The sequence below is a fragment of the Dactylosporangium sp. NPDC050588 genome (assembly GCF_040654975.1).
In the GTDB taxonomy this organism is placed as follows: domain Bacteria; phylum Actinomycetota; class Actinomycetes; order Mycobacteriales; family Micromonosporaceae; genus Dactylosporangium; species Dactylosporangium maewongense.
This window is the reverse complement of record NZ_JBFAJA010000030.1, coordinates 50,883-77,307: the sequence shown is the minus strand read 5'-3', so window position 1 is coordinate 77,307 and position 26,425 is coordinate 50,883. Positions and strand designations below refer to the sequence as shown.

Sequence of the window (26,425 nt, the reverse complement as noted above, 5' to 3'; positions counted from 1 at the left end):
ATCCCGCGACGGACCATCCTCCGGCGCTATGACGGCGCCCGCCCTTCATGAAAACCCGTTATGAAAGCGCATTCCTGAGCGTCTCGGGTCTTGCCAGGGGTAGCAAACGTTTGCAAAGCTCGATGGATGACCTCCCGCCGAACCTTGCTCACCGCCGCGCTCGGCGCGGTCGCCGGCAGCGCCACCGCCGGTCTCGCCGCGTCACCCGCCGGCGCGTGGCCGGGCCCGCACCTGACGGTCGCCGCCGACGGCTCGGGCGACCACACCAGCATCCAGGCCGCCGTGGACGCCGTGCCGTCCGGGAACCCCGGCCCGTTCACCATCAAGGTCAGGCCCGGCGTCTACCGCGGCCAGGTGATCATCCCCGCCGACAAGCCCGGCATCGTGCTGCGCGGCCAGGGCGCCGACCCCACCCAGGTGGTGATCGTCGACGACCGCGCCAACGGCACCCCTCGCCCGGACGGCGGCACGTGGGGCACCTCGGGCAGCGCCTCGGTCACCATCTCCGGCGCCGGCTTCTCCGCCCGCAACCTGACCTTCGCCAACGACTTCGACGAGGCCGCCCACCCCGAGATCACCTCGAAGCAGGCCGTCGCCGTCCTCACCCGCGCCGACCGCGTCGCCTTCGACAACGTCCGTTTCCTCGGCAACCAGGACACCCTGTACGTCAACACCCCCGACGCCGCCACCGTCAGCCGCGTCTACCTGCGCAAGTGCTACGTCGAGGGCGACGTCGACTTCATCTTCGGCCGCGCCACCGCCGTCTTCGACCGCTGCGAGATCCGCTCGCTGAACCGCGGCTCGACCACCAACAACGGCTACGTGACCGCCGCGAGCACGTCGATCGCCAACCCGTCCGGCTTCCTGATCGTCGACAGCAAGCTGACCAGCGACGCCCCCGCCGGCACGGTCTTCCTGGGCCGCCCGTGGCACCCGAGCAACGACCCGGCCGCGATCGCCCAGACCGTCATCCGCGACTCGACCCTCGGCGCGCACATCGCCGCCGCCCCGTGGACCGACTTCGGCACCTGGTCCTGGCGCGACGCCCGCTACGCCGAGTTCCACAACCGCGGCCCCGGCGCCGCGATCACCGCCGACCGCCCCCAGCTGACCCCGACCCAGGCCGCCGCCGCCACCGTCGACACCTACCTCGGCGACTGGCACCCGCAACACTGACCCACAGCTGGAGGGTGTCAGGGAGTGACGGTGCGGGCGCCGAGGGCGACGGTCAGCAGGAGGAGCCACTCGGGGTCGCGGAGGCGGTCGCCGTACAGCTCGCGGAGCTTGGCCACGCGGTAGCGGACGGTCTGCGGGTGGACGAAGAGGTCGGCGGCCACGTCGTCGCGGCGGCCCTGGTGCAGCAGCCAGCTGCGCAGGGTCTCGACGAGCTTCGTGACGGTGGACTCGCGCTCGCCGGCCAGCGGGGCCAGGGCCTGTTCGCGCAGGTCGGCCAGGGCGCGGGGGTCGGCGGTGACGACGAGGTCGACCAGGTGCTCCTCGGTGTCGACGGGGGCGGCGCCCGGGAAGAGCCGGGACACGCGGACGGCGCGCTCGAACGAGTGGCGGGCGAGGGACCACGGCACGGGCGGGCCGGTGACGGCGCCGTGCGGGGCGACGAGGCGCAGCAGGTGACCGCGGGCGGCGCCGTGGGCGTCGGGGACGAGCAGGACCGACGTGTCGCGGAGGTGCTCGACGGTGGTCTGCAGGGTCCGCGGGTCGAGCAGGTCGACGACGGGCCGGGCAGCGCGGATGCCGCTGTCCGGGAGCAGGACCGCGGTCAGGGTCTGCGGCGCGGTCCAGTCGGCGGCCTCGGCGGCGGTCGCGGCCGCGGCGACGGCCTGGGCGGGCTCGCCCACCAGGAGGCTCTGCGCGAGGCGGTCCAGGGCGCGGCGGCGGGCGCGGCCGGAGGTCGCGAGCTCGTCGGAGTGGCCGGTGACGCTCGCCGCGGACAGCTCGTCGATGTACGCGAAGGTCAGCTCGGCGAAGCGCGCGAGGTCCGGTGCCGCCATGCCGGCGCCGACGGTGACGGCGGCGAGCTCCCGCCACGCGACCCTGGCGCCGACCCGGTAGGCGGCGAGGAGCGCGTCGAGGCTGCGACCCGAGCGGGCCTCGCCCCGGCCGAGCGCGTACGCGCCCTCGAGGGACGCGGCCATGGGTGAGGGGCCGGTCTTGCGGGAGGCGAGGTTGAGGAAGCCGCCGAGCGCGGCGCGGACCGCCAGCTCGATCTTCGTGCCCATCTCGCCGGTGAGGGCTCCGGCGTACGCGGGAACCTCCTGGACGATGGCGGCCACGGCGTGACCGGCGACCTCCGGCAGGGCGTGGCGAAGTGACTCGGTGACGCCGGCCTGCAACCGGAAGGCGCCGAGCGCGCTGGTTTTGTCTTCAGGGAACAAGAATCACGCCTCGATTCACGCGGACCGGTCATGATTTTATCCTGAACATCCCCTCATGCTGGAACCATGGCCGCCGCTCAAGCCCTGCGCGCCGGTGCCTGGCGGGTCGTCGAGCTCCTGACGACGCCACTGGTGCCGGCCGACTACCTCGACGTGATCGCGCCGCTGCGCAACGCCGACGTGCTGCGGGCGAAGGTCGTCGCGGTCCACCGGGAGACGGAGCGGGCGGTCACCCTCACGCTGCGCCCGGGGCGCGGCTGGCGGCGGCACGAGCCCGGGCAGTACCTGCGGCTCGGCGTGGACGTCGACGGGGTGCGGCTGTGGCGGGCGTACTCGCTGACCAGCGCGCCCGACCGGCCCGACGGGCTGGTGACGGTCACGGTGACCGCGGTCGCCGGCGGTGCGGTCAGCCGCCACCTGATCGACCGGGCCCGCCCCGGCATGCTGCTCGGCCTGGAGCGCCCCACCGGCGAGTTCACCGGTGCGGACGCGGCGGCGAAGGTCCTGTTCGTCACGGCCGGCAGCGGTCTCACCCCGGTGATGGGCATGTTGCGCTCCACCCGGCTGGCGGATGCGGTACTCGTACACTCCGCGCCGACACGACACGACGTCCTCTTCGGCGACGAGCTGCGGGGGCTCGCCCGCGACGGCAGGGTCAGGCTGGTCGAGCGGCACACCCGCGTCGACGGCCGCCTCTGCCCCGCCGAGCTCGAGGCGCTCGTCCCGGACCTCGCGGAGCGCGACACGTGGGCCTGCGGGCCTAACGACATGCTCGACGAGCTCACCCGGCACTGGACGGGCAAGCGGGAGCTCCGCGTCGAGCGGTTCCGGCCCGCGATCGTCGTCGCGGACGGCGACGGGGGCACGGTGACGTTCCAGCGGTCCGGCAAGGTCGTCGAGGCCGGCCCGGGCACGCCGCTGCTGGAGGCCGGCGAGGCCGCCGGGGTCCTGATGCCGTCCGGCTGCCGGATGGGCATCTGCTTCGGCTGCGTGCTGCCGCTGCGCGAGGGCGCCGTCAGGGACCTGCGCGACGGCCGGGTCACCACCGCCGCCGAGGGCGACAACGTCCTCGTCCAGACGTGCATCTCCGCCGCCGCCGGACCCTGCCGGCTCGAAGCCTGAAACCGCCACCGGCCCCTGCCGCTGGAAGCACGAAACCGCCGCCGACCCCGCCGGCCGAATCACGAACCCCACCCCGGCCCGCCGCTGAGAGGACCCGCCGAACGTGACCACGTTGCAGCGCAAGCCCGTCAACCCCGTCGGCCACCTGACGCCGCAGGACATCGAGGCGATCGGCCGCGAGCTCGACGCGATCCGCGACGAGGTCATCAACAGCCGGGGCGAGCGCGACGCGGCGTACATCCGGCGGGTCATCAAGGTCCAGCGCTGGCTGGAGCTCGGCAGCCGCGGCGTGCTGCTGTTCTCGATCCTGCCGCCGGCGTGGCTGGTCGGCACGGCCGGCCTGTCGGTGGCGAAGATCCTCGAGAACATGGAGATCGGCCACAACGTCATGCACGGCCAGTGGGACTGGATGCGCGACCCGAAGATCCACTCGACGACGTGGGAGTGGGACAACGCGTCGCCGTCGGAGCAGTGGAAACACTCCCACAACGAGCTGCACCACACGTACACGAACGTCATCGGCCGCGACAACGACCTCGGCTACGGGATCATGCGCGTCGACGAGGACCAGCGGTGGCACCCGGTCCACCTGGGCCAGCCGCTGTGGAACTTCGTCAACGCGTGCTTCTTCGAGTACGGCATCGCCGCGTACGACCTGGAGCTCGGCCGGAACCTGTCGACGAAGGAACGCCGTCGCAGCCCGCAGTTCAAGGCCGGCGTCCGGCAGGTGCTGCGCAAGATCGGGCGCCAGGTGGCGAAGGACTACGTGCTGCACCCGCTGCTGTCGGGCCCGTCGTTCCTGCACACGATCGCGGCGAACGCGGTCGCGAACCTGATCCGCAACCTGTGGACGCACTCCGTCATCATGTGCGGGCACTTCCCGAAGGGCGTCGAGACGTTCGAGAAGTCGTCGATCGAGGGCGAGACCCGCGGCGAGTGGTACCTGCGCCAGATGCTCGGCTCGGCGAACATCTCCGGCGGGCGGCTGATGCACCTCATGACCGGCAACCTGTCGTTCCAGATCGAGCACCACCTGTTCCCGGACCTGCCCAGCAACCGCTACCAGGAGATCGCCCCGAAGATCCAGGACCTGTTCCAGCGGTACGGCCTGTCGTACACGAGCGGTCCGCTGCCGAAGCAGGTCGCCTCCGCGTGGGCGAAGGTGTTCCGGCTCGCGCTGCCGAACCGCCGGACCGCGCCGAAGCCGCCGGCGCCCACACGGCGACGCGAGCCCGTGGGCGTCTCCTAGCAGCGTCTCCTAGCAGCGCCTCTTGACAGCGTCTCGGAGCAGCGTCTCGGAGCAGCGTTACGCGCGGTCGTCCGGGCGGCCCTTGCCGATGCGGCGCAGGTAGTGGTCGACGGCGGCCTTGTCGTAGCCGCGCCACGAGGCGGACGGGAAGCTGACGGCGTTCGCCGCGGCCGCCGCCTCGGCCCGCCGGGTCGGGTCGCCGGACTCCAGCGCCGCTGTCGTGGACGCCACGAACGCGTCGACACGGGCCCGGTCGTAGCCGCGGAAGATGACCGGAAATTCGCTCATGTTCCCAGTCTGCGCCGCGGGACCCGCCGGCGCCACGCTAGGGTGCGTCGATGACACGGCGGTTCGAGGAACTCGACTGGCAGCAGACCCCCATCGGCGAGGTCAGCCTGCGCCGGCGGCGGGAACCGTCGCTCGGCGTCGAGGTGCACGAGGTGAAGCTCGGCGAGGAGTACCTCATGTCGAGCCTGTTCACGGTCGCGGAGGTCGAGCTGGCCCGGCTGGGCCTCGCGGCGCTGCCCGAAGGCCCCCTCGACGTGGTCGTCGGTGGGCTCGGCCTCGGGTACACCGCCCACGCCGTGCTCCAGGACCAGCGGGTCCGGTCCCTGGTGGTCGTCGACTACCTCGACGCCGTCATCGGCTGGCACCGGCGGGGGCTGCTGCCCCTGTCGGAGGCGCTGACCGAGGACCCGCGCTGCCGGTTCGTCCACGGCGACTTCTTCGCCCTGACCGACGGCGACGCGGGCTACGGCCCGGCGGACGCCGTCCTCGTCGACATCGACCACTCCCCGCGGCACCTGCTGCACCCCGGCAACGGCGGCTTCTACACCGTCGCCGGGCTGCGCCGCCTCGCCGGGCACCTGCGGCCCGGCGGCGTCTTCGGGCTCTGGTCCGACGACCCGCCGGACGAGGCGTTCACGGCCACCCTGTCCGCGGTGTTCGCCGACGTACGGGCATCGGTCGTCACGTTCGACAACCCGCTGCTGCGCCGCACATCGGCGAACACCGTCTACACCGCGGTCAGCTCACCGTAGGGTGCACGCCGTGCCGTTGAGCGTGAACGCCGACGGGTCGGTGTTGCCGCCGGTGTACGAGGCGAGGAAGCCGAAGTTCGCCGAAGCCCCGGCGGGGATGGTGCCGTTCCAGGCGGCGTTGACGGCGGTGACCGCGGCGCCGGACTGGGTCAGCACCGTGCTCCAGGCCTGGCTCACCTGCTGGTTCCCGGCGAACGTCCAGCGCAGCGTCCACCCGGTCACGGCCGTCGAGCCGGTGTTGGTGACCGTGACGTCGCCGGCGAACCCACCGCCCCAGTCGTTCTTCGCGTAGTGCACGGCGCAGCCTGTACCGCCGGAAGACGCCGACGACGAGGGCGACACCGACGGCGACCCGGACGGCGACCTCGACGGCGACCTCGACGCGGACGGGGAGACCGAAGCGGACGGGGACCTCGACGCGGACGGCGACACCGAGGCCGAGACCGACGGTGAGGCCGACGTGGGGGTGCCCTCGGTCTGGATGGTGACGTCGTCGAGGTACAGGTCGCCGGTCGTGTCCGTCGTCTCCAGGTACACCGACAGCGCCGTCGCGCCCGGCAGGAACAGGTAGTCGCCGGAGAGCCGGGTCCACGTGGTGCTGATCGCCGTGTCGGCGCTGACGTTCTCGTAGCGGGTGGCGGTGCCGTTCTGCCGCTGCATGCTGAGCCTGGCGGTGCCCGACCCGGACGCGGTGCGCGCCCACGCGGAGACCGTGTACAGCTTGCCGGGGGTGAGCAGGTCCAGGACCGGGCGGGTCGGGCCCTGCCACGTCGCGGTCCGGCCCGACGACAGGACGCTGCCGGTGCCGCCGTGCGCGGCCGCGGTGCTGGCCGTCGTCACCTCGCTACCGCGCGAACCCCAGCCGGCCAGGCCCGTCTCGAACGGCCACGACGCGACCGTCACCAGGCTCGGCGTCGCCGGCGGCTCCGGCACGCTCGGGGTGCCGCCGAGTGCCTCGACGACCGCCGAGTACGCGGGCCGGGCCCGCCACTGCTCGTCGAAGAGGAGGGCGGCGCCGTACCCCGGGAAGAACGCCGGCACCCACGAGTCGGCCTCGCCGACGCCCCACGTCGTCACCCCGGTGCACCCGGCGACGGCGGCGCACGCCCCGACGACCGCCCGGTAGTCCGCGGCCTGCTGGGTGAGCTCCGACGCGTCGGCGGGCAGCGGGATCCGCACGTCGAGCTCCGTGATCTCGACCTTCAGGCCGAGCGCGGTGAACCGCTCGATGTTCTGCCGCAGCGTCGACGGGACCTGCCCGACGATCAGGTGCGCCTGCAGGCCGACACCGTCGATCGGGACGCCGCGGGCCTGGAGGCGCTGCACGAGGTTGTACAGGCCGGTGCTCTTCGCGTTGACGCCCTCGACGTTGTAGTCGTTGATGTACAGCTTCGCCGCCGGGTCCGCCGCCCGCGCCGCGGTGAGCGCGTCGGCGATGTAGTCCTCACCGAGCCGCTGGTACCAGACGGACGAACGGAACGTGCCGTCCTCGTTGAACGGCTCGTTGACGACGTCCCACTGGGCGACCGTGTTCTTGAAGTGCCCGGCCACCCCGCTCACGTGGTCGAGGAGCACCTGGCGCTGTTCCGCGGCGGTACGGTCGGCGCTCACCCACGCCGGCAGCTGGCTGTGCCAGACGAGCGTGTGCCCCCGCAGCCGCTTCCCGGTCGTGCGCGCGTAGTCGGCGATGAAGTCTGCGGCCGCGAAGTCGAACTGGCCCTGCACCGGCTCGGTCGCGTCCCACTTGCCCTCGTTGCCCATCGTCACCGAGTTGAACTGCGTGTCGGCGACGTACCGCCACTGGCTGGACGCGAGGGTCTTGACCCCGGCGGCCGTCCCGATCGAGAACCCGCGCGCCGTGGCCACCTGGGCCAGGGTCGGCCCGGCCGCGGCGAGCGCGGGCAGCACGCTCACCCCACCGGCCACCAGCGCCACCACGGCGGCCGCGATCCCCGCGGCGCGCACCCGTCGTTGCCTCATGCCTGTCGCCTCCTTCATCGGCGGCGCTCACGCCGTCACCTCCGCTGCGCTCCGGCGCCGGCCTGAGCCACACCTGCAACACCGGTGAGCGGCCCGAGCCGCTTCGCTGGCCGCTCACGACAGCACGGGCCGATGTCCCGGGACAACGGACCCACCCCGCCCCCGCAGGTCGGCGCGGGTGCGACGGGTGAAAGATGCACGGGTGAGCTGCTATCTGCTGGAGTTCTCCGTCGGCCCGGGCGGCGCCCGCCAGGGCGACATCCACGCCGGCCGCGACCTCGCCGCGCTCCGGGCCGCGTTCGACCGCCGGTACGACGACGACCATCTCGCGTACATGACGCTCTGGTACGGGGCGGTGCTGCACCTCTGGGTCGTGCAGGACGGCACCCTCGCCGGTGGGTTCGACCTGCACCCGTTCCTGCGTACCGGCGACCCCCGGCACGACGCGACGGTCGCCGCGCTGCTGGACTCCCAGCGCGACGGCGAGCCGTGGGACCTGTTCGACCGGATCACCGACCCCGGCGACATCGAGTCCCTGGACGCGGTCCGCATCGTCACACACTTCCTGGACCTGCAGGCCCGCGCGGCGACGGACCCGGCCGCCGCGACCGCGCTGGAGGCCCTCGACGAGGCGGTCCTCGACGGGGACGTGCCGCCCGTCCCCGGCCCGCCGTGCCGGCTCACCCTCGACTGGGCGGCGATCGAGTCCCAGCTGCCGCCGCTGCGCGAGCCGCTGCTGCGGCCGGGCCAGCCGACCACCTTCACGTGGACCGCCGCCACCGCCCCTACCGCCGACAGCTACCTGCATCACGCCGACGAGCTGTACCTGGGCTTCAACGACGTCGAGAGCGGCTACGACGAGCTCGACCCCGTCACCACCCCGTCACCCGCCGCAACCCCACCCGCCGTGTCACCCCACCACGCCGACGACAGTGACGGTGCGTAACCCACCCAGCCGCTGATTTGCAAGGCGTTGCTACGGTATTTAGAGCGGTACCGATACCGGCACCCGCCACGTCTTCCCGACGTACGGCGGACCACGCCGGGCCCGTGACCTCTGGCACCACCAGCACCACCCGCACTCGCACCCCACGCACGCCCGCACGTTCACGCTGCAGGGCCCGCCGGACGGCACGTCGTGATTCAGGGACGGCGACGGTGATCACGCAGCACCTGCCTTATCGCCGTCGGGGCGGCCCGGGGTTTCGGTCAGGGTGGTGGCGCCGGTCATGATGGCGACCGCCTCCGACATGGTGTGGGAGCGGGGGGTGATGAGGCCGGCGCGGCGGCCGAGGCGCTGGATGTGGATGCGGTCGGCGACCTCGAAGACGTGGGGCATGTTGTGGCTGATGAGGATGACGGGCAGGCCGCGGGAGCGGACCTCGCCGATCATCTTCAGGACCTGGTTGGACTCGCGGACGCCGAGGGCGGCGGTCGGCTCGTCCAGGACGATGACCTTGCTGCCGAAGGCGGCGGCGCGGGCTACGGCGACGGCCTGGCGCTGGCCGCCGGAGAGGGTCTCGACGGGCTGGGTCATGTTCTGCAGGGTGCCGATGCCCAGGTCGGTGAGGGCCTGGGCGGCGTCGCGGCGCATGCCCTTCTTGTCGAGCATCCGCAGGACGGTGCCGAGCGGGCCGGGGCGCAGGCGTTCCCGGCCGAGGTAGAGGTTGCTGGCGATGTCGAGGGCCGGCGCGACCGCGAGGGTCTGGTAGACGGTTTCGATGCCGGCCTCGCGGGCGTCCTGCGGTCGTTTGAAGTGCACCGGCCGGCCGTCCAGCGACAGGGTGCCGGCGTCGGGGACGAGGGCGCCGGTGAGGCACTTGATGAGCGTGGACTTGCCGGCGCCGTTGTCGCCGATGACGGCGAGGACCTCCCCCGGGTACAGGTCGATGTCGACGCCGTCGAGGCCGACGACCCGGCCGAAGGTCTTCACCAGGCCACGCGCGGAGAGCACGGGATCGGTCATGCGCGGACCCTCCTGATCCACTGGTCGACTGCGACGGCGAGCAGGACGAGCAGGCCGACGGCCAGGACGCGGTACTGGTCGTCGACGCCGGCGAGGGACAGACCGCTGCGGAAGAAGCCGACGATGAGGGCGCCGAGCAGCGTACCGAGGACGGCGCCACGGCCGCCGAAGAGGCTGGTGCCGCCGATGACGACGGCGGTGATGCTTTCCAGGTTGGCGTCGGTGATCGCGTTGGGGCTGGCGGCGCCGGCGCGGCCGATGAGGATCCAGGCGGTGAGGCCGTAGATGGCGCCGGCCGTGACGTAGACGCTGAGCAGCACCCGGTCGACGCGGATGCCGGCGAGCCGGGCGGCCTCCTTGTCGTCGCCGACCGCGTACACGTGCCGGCCCCACGCGGTGTTGGCGAGTGCGAAGCCGACCACGACGTACAGGACGGCGACGAGGACCACGCCGGCGGTGATGCGGAAGCGGCCGATCGCGAACGTCTCCCCGGTCCAGTTGAGCAGTGCCGGCAGGTCGGCGGACTGGACGCTCTGGCCCTTCGAGTACAGCAGCCCGATCGCGGTGAAGACGCTGAGGGTGCCGAGCGTGACGATGAACGGTGGCAGCCCGATCCGGGTGACGAGCGCGCCGTTGAGGGTGCCGGCGGCGACACCGACGGCGATGCCGACAAGCACGGCGAGGACGCCGGGGATGCCACCGTCCGAGGCGAGCTTCGCGGACAGCATCATGGCGAGGATCGTGACGGCGCCGACGGAGAGGTCGATGCCTGCGGTGAGGATGACCAGTGTCTGCCCGACGGCGAGGGCGCCGATGACGGCGACCTGCTGCAGCACCAGCGACAGCGCGTTGGGCTGGGCGAAGCGCGGGTTGATGAGCGAGAACACGGCGAAGGAGAGGACGAGCACCAGGAACGGGCTGATCGCCGGGTACGAGTGCAGCACGTGCTGGACCCGCTGGATCGGCGAGCGGCGGCGCAGCGCGAACTGCTCGGCGGCGGTGCTCGCGAGCGCGGTCACGACGTACCCCAGCGGCGACCGGCGACGGCAGGACTCACGAGCGCGGTCACGACGTACCCCGGCAGCGACCGGCGACGGCAGAACTCACGAGCGAGCGCGGTCACGAGGTGCCCCGGCAGCGACCGGCGACGGCAGAACTCACGAGCGAGCGCGGTCATGACTTGCCCCAGCAGCGGCTGGTGGCGGCGGTGCTGTCGATGCTCTCCACGCCGGCGGCCGGCTTGTCCGTGACGAGGGTGACGCCGGTGTCGAAGAAGTCGAGGCCGCCGGTGACCTTCGGCTTCTCGCCGCCGGTGGCGATCTGCTTGATCGCCTTCACGCCGAGCTCGGCCATCTTCGTCGGGTACTGCTGCGACGTCGCGTTGATGAGCCCGTCCTTGACCTGCTTGACGCCGTCGCAACCGCCGTCGATGGAGACGACGAGGACGTTCTGCGTGCCCGCGGCCTTGAGCGCCTTCTGCGCGCCGACGGCGGCCGGCTCGTTGATGGTGTAGACGACGTTGACCGAGGGATTCTTCGTCAGGCAGCGTTCCATGGCGGTACGGCCACCGTCCTCCGCCCCGCCCGTCGGCTCGTTGCACACGATGCTGTACGTGCCGCCGGAGTAGCTGCCGGTCTTCGTCTCGTCGCCGTTGCGCTTCTTGTCCTTGACGTCGATCCCCATGCCGGTCAGGAAGCCCTGGTCCCGGTTGTAGTCCACCGAGACGATCTTGTCGTTGAACAGGTCGAGCATGGCGATCGTGGCGGGCTTGCCGCCGAGCTGCGCGGCGGTCCATTTGCCGATGAGCTCGCCGGCCTTGAAGTTGTCGGTGGCGAACGTGATGTCGACGGTGTCCGCCGGGTCCGGCGGGGTGTCGAGGGCGATGACGTACAGGCCGGCGTCGCGGGCCTTCTTGATCGCCGGGTTGACGCCCGGGCCGTTCGGCGTGATGAGGATGCCCTTGTCGCCGCGGGCGATGGCGTCCTCGATGGCCTGCACCTGGCCGGCCTCGTCGCCGTCGGCCTTGCCCGCGGCGACGGTCAGCTTGACGCCTTCGGCGGCGGCGGCCTGTTTCGCGCCGTCCTGCATGGTGACGAAGAACGGGTTGGTCGAGTTCTTCGTGATCAGCGAGACCGACACCTGGCCGTCGCCGCTGTCGTCGCCGCACGCGCCGGTGAGCCCGGCGGCGACCAGCGCGACGGCGAGCAGCCCTGCCGCCGGACGGTTGCGTTGCATCATGTCAACTCCTCAAGGCAGCTTTGACAACGATGTCAAGGAGTGTCGACCTACCTCATCATGATTGTCAATATGACGAGGCTGATGCTCTTGGCGCTGTACGGCGTCAACTTGACATCGTTGTCAAACCGACCTGCGTCGGGGACACTTGGCGGGCCCGGCGATAATGGTGCAGCCGATCTTGCCGCGAGGGAGTGCCGTGGACAGCGCCGCCCGTGCCCGCCCGACGCTGCGCGACGTGGCGCAGCTGGCGGGGGTCAGCCCGAAGACGGTGTCGCGGGTCGTCAACGGCGAGCCGGGCGTCAGCCCGTCGAAGGCGGGCGCCGTCGAGCGGGCGATCAGGCAGCTGGAGTACCGGCCCAACATCACCGCGAGCAGCCTGCGCCGCGCGGGCGGCCGCACCGCCGCCGTCGCCGCCGTCCTCGAGGACGTCTCCAACCCGTTCTCCTCGGCGCTGTACCGGGCGCTCGAGGACGTCGCGCACGCCCGCGACGTGATGGTCTTCGCCGGCAGCGTCGAGGAGGACCCCGCCCGCGAACGCGCGCTGGTACGGGCGTTCGCGATGCGCCAGGCCGACGCGATGCTGATCGTGCCGGCCAGCGACAACCAGGCGTACCTGACCCGCGAGGTCACCACCGGCACGCCGCTCGTCTTCGTCGACCGCCCACCCGTCGGCCTGCACACCGACGCCGTCCTCGTCGACAACGAGTCGGGCGCCGCCGACGCGGTCCGCCACCTCGCCGCCCACGGGCACCGCGACATCGCCTTCCTGGGCGACCTGCACACGATCGCGACCGCCCGGCGCCGTTTCCAGGGCTACAAGGAGGCCCTCAGCGACCACGGCATCCGGCCCGACCCCGCGCACATCGCGCACGACCTGCACACCACCGAGGCGGCCGAGGCCGCGTTCGGCCGGCTCCTGGACTCCGCCACCCCGCCGACGGCCTGCTTCAGCGCGCAGAACCTCATCACGATCGGCGCGATCCGCGCCCTGCGCGCGCGAGGGCTGCAGCATCGGGTCGCGGTCGTCGGCTTCGACGACTTCCCCCTGGCGGACCTGCTGGAGCCGGCGGTGACGGTGGTGTCGCAGGACCCGTACCGGATGGGCCGGGTCGCCGCCGACATCCTGTTCCGCCGCCTCGACGGCGAGGACTGGGAGCCCACCACACACCTGGTCGAGACCCGCCTGATCGTCCGCGGCTCCGGCGAACTTCCCCCACCCACCTGAACACCACCGGCACGACCCGATTCCGGGAGCCCACCCACCTTCCCCGCACACACCGACTACTTCTCTCCCACACACACCGACATTGATCAATGCCCCGAAACGCCCCTTTTCGCGATAGACACCGCGCGATCCACATACATTTGGATCTCTGAAACCGGGGTAGATCGCGCAACGTCGATGCGCAAAGGCCGCAAACCCGGGCATTGACCAACGTCCGCCTCGAGCCCGACGAGGCGATGGGCGAACCGAAAGCAGACCTACGAACCGAAGACGAGCAGCGCCGACAACCCACGCAACGTCGGAACACAAAAGCCGCACACCCGGGCATTGACCAATGTCCGCGTTGAAGGGCCTCGGGAACCCGAAGACAAACGACGCAGGAAAGCCACGCAACGTCGATGCACGAAAGCCGCGAACCCGGGCATTGACCAACGTCTGACGCGGAGGGGCTACGGCCAGGGGGCGCAGTGCGGTGCGGGAGGCGGAGTGCGATGGGGACGTGGGGGCGGCGCCGCCGAGGTGTCGTTCTGCGAGCGGGGTGACGGGCCTCGTTGAGGCGACGTCCGCGGTGTGTGGCCCAGCGCTGCGGCGGGCAATTGTGGCGGGCCGGACGAGTGCGGTCCCGGGCGGCGAGTGCCACCCGGGACCGGTCGGATCGTCAGTTCGGACGGGTCAGCGGCCGCCGCCCATGCCGCCGAAGAAGTTGTTGCCCTGCATGCCGCCCTGCTGGCCGAGGCCGAAGCGGCCGGCGAGGTTGGTGCCGGCGAGGGCGTCGTAGGGCGGCATGAGCTCGGCCGGCTGGACCACGACGAAGCCTTCGCCGGTGAACTGCATCTGCCAGCTCTCGCCCGTGTTGCCGCGGGGGCGCCACACCGACGAGGACGTGACCGCCGCCTGCATGCTGACCTGCAGGCTCGAGCTCCAGGCGATGACCGCGTCGGCGTCGGCGAAGTAGTAGTTGTTCGGGGTGACCCGCATGACCAGCGGCGCGCCGGTCGTGGTGACCGCCACCTTGCCGTTGCCGCCGAGGTCGATGTTGTAGCCGCCGGCGCCGGCGATCTCCACCTGCGAGTCGATGCGGACGATGTCCCAGCGCAGCTGGGTCTCGAAGGCGAGGACGTTGTTGCCGTCGACGGTGATGCCGTCGCCGGTGAGGTCGAGGATGTGGATGTCCTGGGCCTGGTTGGCCAGGAACACCGTGCCGCTGCCGGAGACCTTCATCAGGTTCAGGCCCTCACCGGTGAAGTGCCGGGCCACGTGCGAGCCCCAGCCCTGGTACTGCGCGTCGAAGTTCACGCCGCCCTGGTAAGCGACCATCGCGCCCTTGCGGGCGTAGAACTCCCGCATGCCGCTCGCCTGGCCGAGGGTGGCCTTGAGCATCTTGCCGTTCTGCAGCGCGAAGCGCTCGTTGCTCTGGACTTCCTGGTTGGCCAGCAGAGAACTCTGATACATGTCGGCCTCCTCAGCCCCGGACCGAGACCGCGGGGCGCGCGTCCTCGCTCGGCTGGACCATCACGAAACCCTGCCCGGAGAAGCCGAGCTGGAACGACTCACCGGAGCCACGGCCGATGAGGCTGCCGAAGCGGGCGGTGCGCTTGGGGCTGATGCTCAGCCCGTCGGTGAAGCCGACGAGCGCGTCGGTGTCCACATAGGTCGGCGCCTCGCGGGTGTCGAGGACGACCGGCGTGCCCTTGCTGGTCAGCGCGACCCAGCCGTTGCCGCGGATGACCACGTTGAACATGCCCATGCCGGACAGCATGCTGACGCCCTTGACCCGCTCGATGCTCCACTGGAGGGTCGCGTCGAAGGCGAGGATGTTCTTGCCGTTGACGGACAGGCCCTCGCCGGCGAGCTGCACGACGACGACCTCCTTGCCGTAGTCGGCGAGGTACAGCTCGCCCTGGCCGGTGGCGGTCATCAGCGGCACGCCTTCGCCGGTCGCCCAGGAGCGGGCCATCTGGCCCAGCTGCGGCGGGTTGGGGTTGAAGTCGATGAGCCCCTCGTAGGCGATCATCGAGCCGGTGCGGGCCATGAGATCCTGACCCGGCCCCATGATGATCTTGGCGATCTTGCTGCCGTGAAGACTCATCCGGTCCCGGACCTGCGTCTGGCCATAGTGTTGGAGCAGCGGACTCTGCACAGCGTCCCCTTTCAGACCTCGTAGGGCTGGACCACGACGAAGTGGCCCTGCATTCCCATGAACTGGAGCGCGACGGACTCGCCGCTGGCGCCGGCGTAGATCTGCCGGGACACCCGGACCTGCGTCGACACCGCGACCCGCATGCCGGCGGTCCAGGCGACGACGGCGTTCATGTCACCGAACGTCGGACCCTGGCACTGCAGCGTGACCGGGGTGCCCTTGGTCATGACCACGACGGTGCCCTGGCCCCTGACCTCCAGGTGGAACATGCCGCCACCCGGGATGCCGGGGCTCTCGATCCGCTTGACCTCGGTCTGGAGGGTCGAGTCGAAGGCGAGCACGTTGTTGGCGTTGATGCACAGCGCCTGACCCTGCAGCTCGACGATGTGCAGGTCGCTGGCGTTCTCGGCGAGGAACACCTCGCCCTGGCCCTTCAGCGTCATGAGCTTCAGGCCCTGGCCGGTCATCGCGCCCTCGAACATCGCCTTCAGGCCGCCGGAGCCCTTGTACTCGAACTCGACGTTGCCCTGGTAGGCGACCATCGACCCGCGCCGCGCGTGGGCGTCCGGGCCGAGGGTGACCTTGACGAGCTTGCCGTTCTGCTTCGTCCAGCGGCCGGTGGTCGGCGCTTCCTTGTACTTCTGGATGCTGTGCATGACGCCGGGCTGGACCCGCTGGGCCTGCGACGGCAGCAGCTCGCCCTGCTGCGGCGGGAAGCCCTGCTGCTGCGGCGGATAGCCCTGCTGCTGGGGCGGGTAACCGGGCTGGCCCTGCGGCGGAAAGCCGGGCTGCTGCGGCGGGTACCCAGGCTGCTGCGGCGGGAAGCCCTGCTGCTGGGGCGGGTAACCCTGCTGCTGGGGCGGCGTCGCGAACTGCTGCTGCTGCGGCGGCGGGGGCGGCGGCGCGAACTGCTGGGTCGGCGGCGGGGGCGGCGGGGCGAAACCCTGCTGCGGCGGGGGGCCACCGGGCGGCGGCGCGAAGCCGGGCGCGGGACCCGAAGGCGCCGGCGCGGGCTCGTCGTCGACGTTGCCACCGTACGAGCGGATCAGGTCGGCGAGACCGCCGGCGAAGCCCTGCCCGACGGCGGCGGCGCGCCAGACACCCTTGCGGTAGAGGTCGCCGATGATGATCGCCCGCTCGGTGCCGAAGTCGGCGCCGGTGAAGCTGTACCGCATGACCTCCTGGCCGCCCGCGACGATGCGCAGGTAGCCGGACTGGAGCTGGCTGGCGGTGCCGGACGTCTCGATCGCCGCGCAGAACGACAGCTTCGCGACCTTCTCCGGCACGGCGTTGAGCGTCGCCCGGAACGAGTCGGTGTCACCGGACTGCGGACCCAGCTTCTGGATCGACCCCTCGGGCGACTTCGGCTGGTTGAAGAAGATGAAGTAGTTGTCGTCCACGAGCTTGTCGTCGGCATCCAGCCCGAAGCACGAGATGTCCCACGTGATCCCGGGAGAGTTCAACTGGATGCCTACATACAGATCATCTCCCGTGGTGAAGTTCGAAATCGGGCTCTTCTGCCCCCGAGTGAATGACTGAGACACGTGATCTCCTCGGCTACAACGACAGCGCGTCTGCGATCAACTTATAGCGGCACCGGACAACCCCCGCGGGACACGGCCGGTTCATCACGAAATCACTGCCCGTTCGCCTGACGGGCGAGGCGGGCCAGGATCTCGTCGACGGCGGCGCTGCCCGTGGTCACGTCCGGCGTGAACGTCCAGGTCAGCCCCACCCACGGGTCGCCCATGTGGTCGCCGGACAGGACCGGCAGCCGGGCCATCGAGCGCCACACCGCCCCGACCATGGGGCCGAGCGTCGAGGAGTCCGCCGGGTCGGCGACCATCAGCACGTGCACGCCGGCCTCGGGGCCCTCGTTGAGCAGGTACTGCAGTCGGGCGAAGGTGGCCTCGTCGAAACCGTACGGGAAGTCGTGCAGCACGAGCAGGCGCCGCCCGCCGTCGATGTTCTCGTAGGGCGAGCCCATCGCGCCGGCGCGCATCGCCATCTGCACCAGGTCGACCCGCTCGACGAGGTGCTCCAGCATGTCGCTGAGCGCCTGCGGGGTCGCGGCGACCGGCACCGACGCCGCCCCGCCGGGCGCGCCGCCGAGGTGGGCGCCGTCGAAGGCGCGGCCCGCGGCGCCGCCGCCGGCGAGGTCCGCCACCTGCACGCTGAGCTGGCCCGGCGGGTGCGCGGCGAGGAGCCGCACGACGACGGAGCGGGCCATCGCCTGGGCCGTGGCCCGGTCGGCGCCCGTCGAGTCGATCCACAGCGCCCGCATCAGCGGCAGCCGGAACAGCAGCGGGATCCGCAGCTCCGGCGACTCCGGCACGTGCACGTCGCCGACGCGGATGCCGGCGGTCATCGTCTCCGGCAGGCGCCAGTCCCGCCAGCGCGGGCTGTCCCAGGCGGCCATCGGCGCCGGGAGCGTGCCCGCGAGGCTCCTGAGCTCGGTGACGAGCTGGTCGACGTCGCGGCGGCGGTCCGTCTCGGCGCGGCGGACGAGCTCGTCGTGGCGGCGGTCGGCCTCGGCGCGGGCCGCGGCCGTCTGCGGCGAGTTACGCAGCCGCGGGTCGTTGAGCAGCTCGCCGACCTCGTTGTCGCGGCGCTGCTCCGCGTAGCCGACGGCGGAGCGCAGCGCCGACGTGGACCGGGCCGCGTCCTGGAAGATCGACCACACCTGCTGGTAGAGGCGCTCCTCCAGGGGGCCGCCGACCTCAGGCAGCGGCTGCTGCGAGGCGGCGGCGGAGGCCGCGCCGGTGCCGGGGAAGTGCGGCGACGACGTCACCGGCCCCGACGTGCCCGGGAAGTGCGGGGACGACGTCACCGGCGCCGGCGGCGGCTCCTCCTGCTCGACGTCCACCCCGTGCGCCGCGATCAGCTGGGCCAGGCCGCCGGAGTAGCCCTGGCCGATGGCGCGGACCTTCCAGGCGCCGGCCCGGCGGTACAGCTCCCAGGCGATGACGGCCCGCTCCTCGCTGAGGCCCTGCATGGCGAACGTCCCCAGCTCCGTGCCGGTCGCCTCGACGAGCCGGGCGACCGGCGCCGGGCCGGACCCGAACGTCATGGTGCGGTCGTCGGGGCTGATGACGGCGATGACCCGGTCGACGTCGGTGGGGATCTTCGCCAGGTCGATCTCGACCCGTTGCGCCCCGCCGGCGCCGCCGGTCAGCCACGTCAGCCCCGGCGCCGCCGGCTGGTTGTAGAAGACGAAGTCACCGTCGGTCCGGACGCGTCCCGTCTCCGCGAGCAGCAACGCCGACAGGTCGACCGCGATGCTCGCGTCGACCATGATCCTGACCTGCTGCGCCGCCAGGGGCGCGTTCTGCCCCTTGACGAAGACCAGCGTCATTGTTCCCCCTCCTGATGCCGACGGATCCTGACTCCTGACTGCCGGGGCCCCTACAGGAAGCGGGCGAGCTGCGGGATCATCTCCAGCGGCTGCTTGGCGTTCTGGGGCTCGCCGATCGCCGTCATCTTCCAGGCGTTGCCGTCGCGGTGCAGCTTGGCCATGACCATGCCGGTGCTCGGCGTGCCGCCGGAGAGCGTATAGCGGGTGAGCTCCGCGCGGGTCGTCTCGTCCACCAGCCGACAGAAGGCCTGCTCGACCTGCGCGAAGGTGTGCCCCTCGTACGACGTGACCACGAAGATGATCGAGGTGACGTGGGCGGGGACGCGGTTGAGGTCCACGACGATCGACTCGTCGTCGCCGTCGCCGGCGCCGGTGCGGTTGTCACCGGTGTGCTGGACGGAGCCGTCCTTGCTGCGCAGCTGGTTGAAGAACGCGATGTCCACCGGCTGCTTGTCGGCGAACAGGATCGCCGAGGCGTCCAGGTCGATCTCGACCTCGCGGTTGCCGAACAGGCCGCGCTTCTTCAGCGGGTCCCAGCCGAGACCCATCCGGACCAGGCTGAGCGACGTGCCGTCCTGCTTGCGCAGCGACACCCGCTGACCCTTGCTGAGGTTGACGGGGCCGCCGGGGCCGCCGACCGGGGCGTCCTGCGGCGGGGCGGCGGGCTGCGGCGGCGCGACCGGCGGCATCTGCTGGGTCGGCTGCCCGTACGCCGGCGGCTGCTGACCGAAGGCCGGGGCGGCCGGCGGCTGCTGGCCGTACGGGGCGGCGGGAGGCTGCTGACCGTAGGCCGGGGCGGCCGGGGGCTGCTGGCCGTACGGCGGCGGGTTGTGCTGCGGGGTCTGCTGCCCGTACGCCGGCGTCTCCTGCGGCGGTGCGACGTGCGCGGGCGCCGTCTGCGCGGGCATCGTGTACACCGGCGCGGCGGGCGGCGGCGGCGTGGCGGGCGGCTGGGCCACCGGCGGCGCGGACTGCGGGGCGGGCGGGGCAGGCGGGGCGGACTGCGGGGTCGCGGCCGGCGCCGGCGCGTCGTCGACCGACACGCCGTGGTCGCGGACCAGGTCGGCGAGGCCGCCGGCGTAGCCCTGGCCGACGGCCCGGACCTTCCACTCGGCGCCGCGGCGGTAGATCTCCAGCGCGATGACCATGCTCTCGGTGTCCAGCCCGGTGATCACGTACTGGACGAGCTCGCCGCCGGCCTGGTCGTACACCTTGGCGACCGGCGGGGCGAACTGCCCGAACCGCTGGCCGGTGCCGTCGACGCTGACCACGACGCGGACCTTGTCGACGTCGGCCGGGATCGCGCCGGTGGTGACCGCCGCCTGCCACTTGCCGCCGCCGGTGTCACTGACGGAGACACCGGGACCCTGCGGCTGGTTGTAGAAGACGAAGTCGGCGTCGGTGCGCACCTTGCCGGCCGCCGTCACCAGCAGCGCGGACAGGTCGGTGGCGACGCCGACCTCCACCACGACGCGCACGTCGTTGGCGGTCAGCGCGGTGTTCTGGCCCTTCACCAGCACGGTGGCCATGCTCTGTTCTCCTCTTGTCAGATGTCCCTCAAGGCCGACCGTCACCGGTCTGCGCCACGTACCAGTCCAGAATCTCGTCGCCGGCCGCCGCCCCCGCGGAGGCCGTGGTCAGGCAGTGCGGCGAGGTGAAGCCCGTGAGGTGCAGCTCTCCGTGCGCCGGCCGGATCGCCGCGTGCGCCGCCCGGAGCATGTCGGCGTCCAGCAGGGAGTCCCCGCCGGCGACGACCCGGTCCGCGCCCAGCCGCTCGGCGGCATGCGCCACCGCCGCGGCCTTGTCCAGCCCGGTGGGCAGAAGATACAGCTTCCGGCCCTGCAGTGAGACCCTCCAGCCGTTGATCCGCCCCCAGCCGGCGGTCTCCTCGGCGAAGTCCGTCAGCCACAGCTCGCGGACCTTGACGGTGAGGTAGATGAAGAAGTCCTCGACCGCGCGGACCGCGTCGAAGCCGCGCTGGTCGCGCCAGCGCTGCGCCTGCCGCCACACGTCGTCGAACGACGCGCCGCCCGCGCCGAGGCGCCCGCGCACCTGCCGCTCCCAGGCCGGGTCGGACTCGCCGTCGACCAGCAGGCGGGCGCCGTTGCACACGACCGCCGCCGCGGGGCGCTGCCCGGGCAGGCGCAGCCGCTGGTACTGCTCGACGGAGCGGGTCGTGGCGGGCACGACCACGCCGGCGTCGGCGAGCCCGGTCCACTGCCGCACGACCCTGGTGGTCATGTACGCGTAGATCCGGTCACCGTCGACGTCGACGGGGACGAGGTCCTCGTCGGCGGGGCGGACCGGCCCGTGCGACATCGCCTTCTCGGAGAAGATCACGGTCCCGTCGAGGTCCGTGGCGACCACGGTCGTCATTGCGTGGCCCCCTTGAACCCGCTGGGGCCCTTGGGGCGGATCAGGCCGACGCACGCATAGGGCAGATCGGCGACCTCGTCGACGGGGACGCCGGTGTCCTTGGCGAGGAGCAGGATGTGGCCGAGCTCGGCGTGCGCGTCCGGGCGGATCAGGATCCGCCACGGGGAGCGGCGCAGCAGCACCCGGGTGGTCTCACCGACGCCGGGCTTGAGCAGGTTGACGTCGTCGAGGCCGTACTCGGCGGCGAGCCGCACCGCGATGTTCCAGCCGCTCCAGTCGGGGGTGCGGTCGGTGGCGGCGAGCACGGGCCAGTCGGCGGCGACGCCGGCGGCGACCGCCGGGAAGTGCGCCTCGACGGCGTCGAGGAACAGGTTCGACACGTCGCCGGGGGCCAGCTCCCGGTAGAACTTCGCGCCGTGGAACTGGCCGGGCCCGATGTACCGGTCGTTGAGCACCGTCCGCGACACGAGGCCCGACACGGTCGAGTTGAGGCAGGCGGACGGGATGAGGAAGTCGTCGCGGGTGCCGAAGATCTCCGTGCAGCCGCCGGGGTCGGCCAGCACCGCGAGCGTCGGGTCGAAGGGCAGCCCCGCGACGGCCTCGCGCAGCTCGCGGCAGATCGCGCCCTTGCCGGTCCACCCGTCGACGAACATGACCTGGGCCGGGTCGTGGTGCCGGGCGAGGTGCCGCATCGCCTCACCGTCGATGCCACGGCCGCGCACGATCGACACCGCGTAGTGCGGCAGCTCCACGCCGTGCGCGAACTGCGCCCAGCGGCGCATGAGGATCCCGACCGGCGTGCCGGCCCGGGCGAGGGACACGAGCACCGCATCCGACGAGCGCGCCTTGATGACCAGCTCGGTGACGACGCCGACGGCGTGCGCGACCCGCGCCGCCGACGCGGCCAGGGCCTCGTGGAACAGCTCGAGGTACTCCCCCGTCGGCTGGTACTCGATCGGCAGCGACTCGGCGTAGTGGCCGGCCTTCGCCTGCATCATCGCCTCGCGCTCCTCCGCGGGCGCCTCGAGGGTCACGTGCGAAAGGTCGGTCAGCAGCCAGCTCACCTCGGACGCGGCGTAGGACGAGAAGTCCGGGCCGTGCAGCGGCGGTGGGGGTTGGACGTTCACCGGGTACCTTCCTGCGGATCCGTTGCTCGGGTGACTGCCGGCCGGAGGTCCGGGATGACCACGACCGTGACACCTTGGCAGACTCCGCGCAGCGCCGCCACCAGCCCCCCGTCCTCCCACAGTGCGGGAGAATCGCCGGTCCGGTCGACGACGAGCACGATCCGGTCGAAGCCGCGCACGTTGTACGCGAAGCGGGGCTTGTCGGTGTCGGTGCCGTCGTGCGCGGCGAACGTGAGCCTGGTGCGGATCGCGTACCCGGGCGTGTCGACCGGCAGGACCGGCGAGCGGGTCGTGGAGGAGAAGCGGACCGGCCGGTGCCGGGCGAGCGCGCGGGCCAGCAGCAGCGGCGCGTACATCAGCTCCTCGCTGCCCAGGACCAGCACCGGCGCGTCGGAGCTGTCGGTGGGCAGCCCCGCGGACACCAGCGACGCGAGCCGGTCGGCGATGTCCAGCAGCGTGGGGCGGTGCACGGCGGCGAACCCGTGCCGGCCGCCCTCGGGCAGGCCGGCCGGCCACTCGGCGTCGATCCTGGTCACGGGGGCGTCGCCGGGTCGCTGCGGCGGCTGCGGCACGTCCAGGGCCGCCACCAGGTCCCGCCCGCGCTCGAGGGCGTCGCCGGGGAGCAGGGCCTCACCGGCGGCGAGGGACACCACGTCGATGCGGGTGCCGAGCTCCTCGCCGAGCGCGGCGAAGCCGGTCCGGTCCGCGGCGGTCCGCAGGTCGAGCAGGGCGGCGACGACGTACCGGTCGCGGGGGCGCACGGCGTGCAGCTCGCGGATCGTCGCCTGGGCGGTGCGGCCCGTGGTCAGCTCGTCGTCGACGAGGACGAGCGGGCCGTCACGGTCGAGCCAGCCGGCGTCGGCGGGCAGCAGCAGGTGCTCGGTCGCGTGGCTGTGCGCCTCGTCGAACCTGCCCAGCAGCGCCACGCCGGGCACGGACCGGCGGGTGGAGTGCAGGTAGTCGGCGTCGGCGAACGTGTCGGCGACGACGTGCCCGAGGGAGGTGGCCGTCTCGGCGTACCCGACCACCAGCGGCGGACCGTCGGGGACCTTGACCTCGTCGAAGTCGCGCGTGTCCCAGCCGGCGGCCGGGTCGGTCTCGGCACCCAGGACGGCGGCCGCCCGGAGGCCGAGGAGCCGGCCCGCGGCGTAGATCGTGTGCGGGTCGGCGGGCACGTGCTTGCCGAGGACCTGCGACACCACCAGGTGGGCGCGCCGCGGGTTGCGCCGCACGGCGAGCCCCGCCAGGTCCGCGACCCGCGGGTTGCCGGCGTCCGCGTCGACGAGCCGGACGTCGAGGCGCTCCGTCACCCACGTGCCGGACCAGATCTCGCTCACGCCACCGGCTCCCTGCTGCTGACCGAGGCTTCGAGGAAGTCCACGAAGTCGAGGCCCTCGGCGGCCACGCCGAAGATGTCGGCGCGCACCAGGGTCCGCTCCGCCCACGACAGGTGCGGCCGGACCTCGTTCATCTTGTTCATGTAGACGCTGCGCAGCACCCCGCCGCCGCCGTCGCCGGCGTAGTCCTCGCAGATCGCCTTCGCGTCGCAGTACTCCTCGTGGCTGACGACGCTCAGCGCGTGCACGGCCGCCGCGTGGCTGGGGTGGATGACGGTCTTGCCGACCATGCCGTTGGCCTTGTCGAGCACGATCTCGCGGATCAGGCCGTCCAGGGACTGGCGCACCAGCTTCGTGCGGAGCATCGGGTCGTGGTCCTCGAACGGCGTGACCCGCAGCTGCGGCTTGAGCACCCGCTCGCCGCCGGAGAAGTACTCCCACACCGGACCCGTCACCTCGTACCCTGCTCCCGCGGTGGGCGACCCTGGGCCGCCGCTGCCGCTCCGGCGGGCCAGCACGTTGACGATGTCGGTCAGGATGCCGGCCACGACGTTGACGTCCCACGCGGTCAGCTCCGCCGTCCGGCGCAGGGCGTAGATGCTGCTCAGATCGGTCGCGCCGACCCTGACGGCCAGGACCCGGTCGCGGTTGCCATCGAGCATGTCACGGACGGCGAGCAGGGTCGGCATCCGGGTCTCCGCGTAGGCGATCTCCGGGGTCTCGAGGACCGGCATCGCGTACAGGGGCAGGCCGCTGCCGTCGGCGATCTCCCGGACCGCCTTCAGCCCCGCCTGGCCGGACTCGTCGGGGCGGAACTTCGGCAGCACGAACCCGCTGAGGATCCGCAGGTCGTCACCGAGCCGGTCGGCGAGCCGGTAGATTTGGTCGCAGTGGCGGACCCGCACGAAGACCAGCGGCCCGCCCGCTTCCATGCGCGCGAGCAGGCGCAGCTGGTGCGCGAGGTTCAGCTCGGCCTCGTCGACCTCGCTGTCGCGGATCGAGTCCTCGAGGCAGCCGACCATGCTCATCACGCCCTCGGCGTGGCAGCGCAGGATGTCCTCGGCCAGGCGTGGACGCACCGCCGGGGAGTACAGGGTGGCGCCGAGCGCCATGGCGAGCACGTCGGGGGGACTGTCCTGGGAGAACGTGGCAGGCAGCCGGTGGAACAGGGCCCCGGCGGACAACCCGTCCAGGTGGGAGAAGTAGCGCACTCGGTGTCCTTTCTTCTCTGACCCGGGCGGGACTGCGTGCTGCGGTGCCGCCGCGCGACCTGGACCTTAGGTCAGGTTTGTGAATTCGAGCGGCATGGACCTGAAAACCCCCGTGGCGGATATCGGACTGCGTGAGCCTGCGGTCGCTGCCCGTAACGGACCGGTGGGTACGGAACCGCGGGCCGTCCGTCCGTGAGGATGGGCGACCCGCGGCGGTGGTGCTGGGACCCGTCAGGGTCAGACGTTGATGCCGAAGTCCCGGGCGATGCCGGCGAGGCCGGACGCGTAGCCCTGGCCGACGGCGCGGAACTTCCACTCGCCGCCGTTGCGGTAGAGCTCGCCGAACACCATCGCGGTCTCGGTCGACGCGTCCTCCGACAGGTCGTAGCGGGTGAGCTCGGCGCCGGTGTTCTGGTCGACGACCCGGATGTAGGCGTTGGACACCTGGCCGAAGGACTGCGAGCGGCCGTCCGCGTCGTAGATCGACACGAGGAAGGCGATCTTGCTCACCTCGGCGGCCATGCCGGCCAGGTTGACGTTGATCTGCTCGTCGTCGCCCTCGCCCTCCCCGGTGAGGTTGTCACCCTGGTGCTGGACCGTGCCGTCCGGCGACGCGAGGTTGTTGAAGAACACGAAGTGCTTGTCCGAGAGGGACTTGCCGGACTCGCCGCAGATGATCGCGCTGGCGTCCAGGTCGAACTCGGCGCCGGTCGTGGTCCGGACATCCCAGCCCAGACCGACGGACACGGCCGTCAGGCCGGGCGCCTGCTTGGTGAGGCTGACGTTGCCGCCCTTGCTGAGGCTGACTCCCACGAACTCCTCCAACTACTCGGTATGCGGGGCATCCCCCGCTGTTGCAAATGCGGTCCGAACCGTCCGGACCATTTCGAAAGGCCGCCATGAACGTGCCGACTGCCGCGAAAAGAGTCGCAGATCAGTGGAGCCGCCGACGACAGGAGCTATCGATTGCACCGGAAATTCATGTGCGAGTGTAGTGGCTGCCCCCAAGCCCCTGATCAACCTCCCACACGGACCCGGCCCCGCCAGGGGCCGGCACGGTCCACGTCGTCGCAGGTCACGGCCGAGCTTACCGATCGGGAAGGCGACGGCGGCGGCGCTTGGCGCAGGCCCGCGGGCGTTGCTGCGAATTCGCTGGGAACCCGGGCCGGCACCCGGTCAGGGGGTGTCGGCGGGGTCGGGAGCGTCCGGCGCGGCCTGCGACGGGTCGCCGCCGCGGCCAGGGCGCCAGCCGGCCTCGTTGAGGCGGCGCAGCCGGGCGACCCGCTCGGTCAGGTCCGCGGTGATCTCGTCGGGGCTGGCCCCTTCCTCCATCGCCGCCGACCGCGCGGTGCGTAGCTCCCGGTGCAGCAGCTCGGTGATCCGGTCAGCCGGCGGGTCCGTGGGCGGGGTGGCCATGCCCCTATGCTCCCAGACCGGCGCCCGAAGGGTCGGCCGCAGCCGGGGACCGCCGCGCGGACGCCGGTCCGGCGGCCCTCCCACCGGCGACCGGAATTGCCGGCCAGGTGCAACCGCGCATGACGCCCCTCCACGCTCAGTCCTCGGGCGCGCCCTCACGGCCCGGATGTTCTTTGACGGACGGCACGCGAAATCACATTGACCATCGACGATCACATGACCTCAAAGCGGGCGAACCGCACGCATTGGC

At 72.0% G+C, this 26,425-nt stretch carries 23 protein-coding genes; 6 read left to right on the top strand and 17 right to left on the bottom strand.

The window, feature by feature from the left end:
* Positions 1 to 126: 126 nt before the first annotated feature.
* Positions 127 to 1,176, top strand: a complete 1,050-nt coding sequence (locus AB0I21_RS22240; protein WP_360563730.1) for a pectinesterase family protein — start codon at positions 127 to 129, stop codon at positions 1,174 to 1,176.
* A 17-nt stretch (positions 1,177 to 1,193) separates the two neighbouring features.
* Here the strand turns inward: AB0I21_RS22240 and AB0I21_RS22235 are convergent, their stop codons facing one another.
* The gene (locus AB0I21_RS22235; protein WP_360563728.1) at positions 1,194 to 2,393 is read right to left on the bottom strand and encodes a helix-turn-helix domain-containing protein; all 1,200 of its coding nucleotides are present in this window, start codon (positions 2,391 to 2,393) and stop codon (positions 1,194 to 1,196) included.
* Between the two features lie 66 nt (positions 2,394 to 2,459).
* Here AB0I21_RS22235 and AB0I21_RS22230 point away from each other — a divergent pair, with 66 nt between their 5' ends.
* On the top strand, positions 2,460 to 3,515 hold the full coding sequence (locus AB0I21_RS22230) for a ferredoxin reductase (protein ID WP_360563726.1): 1,056 nt from the start codon (positions 2,460 to 2,462) through the stop codon (positions 3,513 to 3,515).
* A gap of 103 nt (positions 3,516 to 3,618) precedes the next feature.
* A complete protein-coding gene (locus tag AB0I21_RS22225; RefSeq protein WP_360563725.1) occupies positions 3,619 to 4,764 on the top strand; it encodes an acyl-CoA desaturase in 1,146 nt (381 codons plus the stop codon).
* A 57-nt stretch (positions 4,765 to 4,821) separates the two neighbouring features.
* Here AB0I21_RS22225 and AB0I21_RS22220 read toward each other — a convergent pair whose 3' ends face one another.
* Entirely contained in the window at positions 4,822 to 5,052 is a 231-nt protein-coding gene (locus AB0I21_RS22220) for a DivIVA domain-containing protein (protein WP_344504540.1), read from the bottom strand.
* A gap of 50 nt (positions 5,053 to 5,102) precedes the next feature.
* On the opposite strand from AB0I21_RS22220, the gene AB0I21_RS22215 reads away from it, so the two are divergent.
* Positions 5,103 to 5,804, top strand: coding sequence for a spermidine synthase (locus AB0I21_RS22215; RefSeq protein WP_360563724.1), 702 nt, complete (start codon positions 5,103 to 5,105; stop codon positions 5,802 to 5,804).
* Here AB0I21_RS22215 and AB0I21_RS22210 read toward each other — a convergent pair.
* Complete coding sequence (locus AB0I21_RS22210; RefSeq protein ID WP_360563722.1) at positions 5,796 to 7,784, bottom strand: endo-1,4-beta-xylanase; 1,989 nt, start codon at positions 7,782 to 7,784, stop codon at positions 5,796 to 5,798. The genes AB0I21_RS22215 and AB0I21_RS22210 overlap by 9 nt on opposite strands.
* Positions 7,785 to 7,986: 202 nt before the next feature.
* Here AB0I21_RS22210 and AB0I21_RS22205 point away from each other — a divergent pair, with 202 nt between their 5' ends.
* A complete protein-coding gene (locus tag AB0I21_RS22205; protein ID WP_360563720.1) occupies positions 7,987 to 8,730 on the top strand; it encodes a hypothetical protein in 744 nt (247 codons plus the stop codon).
* A 216-nt stretch (positions 8,731 to 8,946) separates the two neighbouring features.
* Here AB0I21_RS22205 and AB0I21_RS22200 read toward each other — a convergent pair whose 3' ends face one another.
* The 3 genes from AB0I21_RS22200 to AB0I21_RS22190 form a co-directional block, all read right to left on the bottom strand.
* On the bottom strand, positions 8,947 to 9,750 hold the full coding sequence (locus tag AB0I21_RS22200) for an ATP-binding cassette domain-containing protein (RefSeq protein ID WP_360563719.1): 804 nt from the start codon (positions 9,748 to 9,750) through the stop codon (positions 8,947 to 8,949).
* Positions 9,747 to 10,769, bottom strand: coding sequence for an ABC transporter permease (locus AB0I21_RS22195; RefSeq protein ID WP_344504534.1), 1,023 nt, complete (start codon positions 10,767 to 10,769; stop codon positions 9,747 to 9,749). The genes AB0I21_RS22200 and AB0I21_RS22195 overlap by 4 nt, the downstream gene beginning before the upstream one ends.
* A 154-nt stretch (positions 10,770 to 10,923) precedes the next feature.
* Positions 10,924 to 11,988 (bottom strand): substrate-binding domain-containing protein, encoded by a 1,065-nt coding sequence (locus AB0I21_RS22190; RefSeq protein WP_360563716.1) that lies wholly within the window; start codon positions 11,986 to 11,988, stop codon positions 10,924 to 10,926.
* 196 nt (positions 11,989 to 12,184) lie between these two features.
* Between AB0I21_RS22190 and AB0I21_RS22185 the strand changes: the two genes are divergently transcribed.
* Positions 12,185 to 13,213 (top strand): LacI family DNA-binding transcriptional regulator, encoded by a 1,029-nt coding sequence (locus AB0I21_RS22185; protein ID WP_360563714.1) that lies wholly within the window; start codon positions 12,185 to 12,187, stop codon positions 13,211 to 13,213.
* A 672-nt stretch (positions 13,214 to 13,885) separates the two neighbouring features.
* Here the strand turns inward: AB0I21_RS22185 and AB0I21_RS22180 are convergent.
* From AB0I21_RS22180 to AB0I21_RS22130, 11 genes are all read right to left on the bottom strand, one after another.
* Positions 13,886 to 14,665 (bottom strand): AIM24 family protein, encoded by a 780-nt coding sequence (locus tag AB0I21_RS22180; RefSeq protein ID WP_360563713.1) that lies wholly within the window; start codon positions 14,663 to 14,665, stop codon positions 13,886 to 13,888.
* Between the two features lie 10 nt (positions 14,666 to 14,675).
* Positions 14,676 to 15,302, bottom strand: a complete 627-nt coding sequence (locus AB0I21_RS22175) for an AIM24 family protein (protein ID WP_344504530.1) — start codon at positions 15,300 to 15,302, stop codon at positions 14,676 to 14,678.
* A 62-nt stretch (positions 15,303 to 15,364) separates the two neighbouring features.
* On the bottom strand, positions 15,365 to 16,897 hold the full coding sequence (locus AB0I21_RS22170) for a TerD family protein (RefSeq protein ID WP_360563711.1): 1,533 nt from the start codon (positions 16,895 to 16,897) through the stop codon (positions 15,365 to 15,367).
* A 92-nt stretch (positions 16,898 to 16,989) separates the two neighbouring features.
* Positions 16,990 to 18,708, bottom strand: coding sequence for a TerD family protein (locus AB0I21_RS22165; protein WP_360563709.1), 1,719 nt, complete (start codon positions 18,706 to 18,708; stop codon positions 16,990 to 16,992).
* Between the two features lie 50 nt (positions 18,709 to 18,758).
* A complete protein-coding gene (locus AB0I21_RS22160) occupies positions 18,759 to 20,237 on the bottom strand; it encodes a TerD family protein (protein ID WP_360563708.1) in 1,479 nt (492 codons plus the stop codon).
* A gap of 28 nt (positions 20,238 to 20,265) precedes the next feature.
* The gene (locus tag AB0I21_RS22155; RefSeq protein ID WP_360563706.1) at positions 20,266 to 21,084 is read right to left on the bottom strand and encodes a hypothetical protein; all 819 of its coding nucleotides are present in this window, start codon (positions 21,082 to 21,084) and stop codon (positions 20,266 to 20,268) included.
* Positions 21,081 to 22,211: a cysteine protease StiP family protein gene (locus AB0I21_RS22150; RefSeq protein WP_360563704.1), complete on the bottom strand. Its 1,131-nt coding sequence runs from the start codon at positions 22,209 to 22,211 to the stop codon at positions 21,081 to 21,083. Before AB0I21_RS22150 ends, AB0I21_RS22155 begins: the two co-directional genes overlap by 4 nt.
* Positions 22,208 to 23,548: a phosphoribosyltransferase family protein gene (locus AB0I21_RS22145; protein WP_360563702.1), complete on the bottom strand. Its 1,341-nt coding sequence runs from the start codon at positions 23,546 to 23,548 to the stop codon at positions 22,208 to 22,210. Before AB0I21_RS22145 ends, AB0I21_RS22150 begins: the two co-directional genes overlap by 4 nt.
* Positions 23,545 to 24,759, bottom strand: coding sequence for an HpcH/HpaI aldolase/citrate lyase family protein (locus AB0I21_RS22140; protein WP_360563700.1), 1,215 nt, complete (start codon positions 24,757 to 24,759; stop codon positions 23,545 to 23,547). The genes AB0I21_RS22145 and AB0I21_RS22140 overlap by 4 nt, the downstream gene beginning before the upstream one ends.
* Positions 24,760 to 24,996: 237 nt before the next feature.
* A complete protein-coding gene (locus AB0I21_RS22135; protein WP_344504522.1) occupies positions 24,997 to 25,572 on the bottom strand; it encodes a TerD family protein in 576 nt (191 codons plus the stop codon).
* Positions 25,573 to 25,935: 363 nt separating this feature from the next.
* Complete coding sequence (locus AB0I21_RS22130; RefSeq protein ID WP_360563698.1) at positions 25,936 to 26,175, bottom strand: hypothetical protein; 240 nt, start codon at positions 26,173 to 26,175, stop codon at positions 25,936 to 25,938.
* Between the last annotated feature and the right edge of the window lie 250 nt (positions 26,176 to 26,425).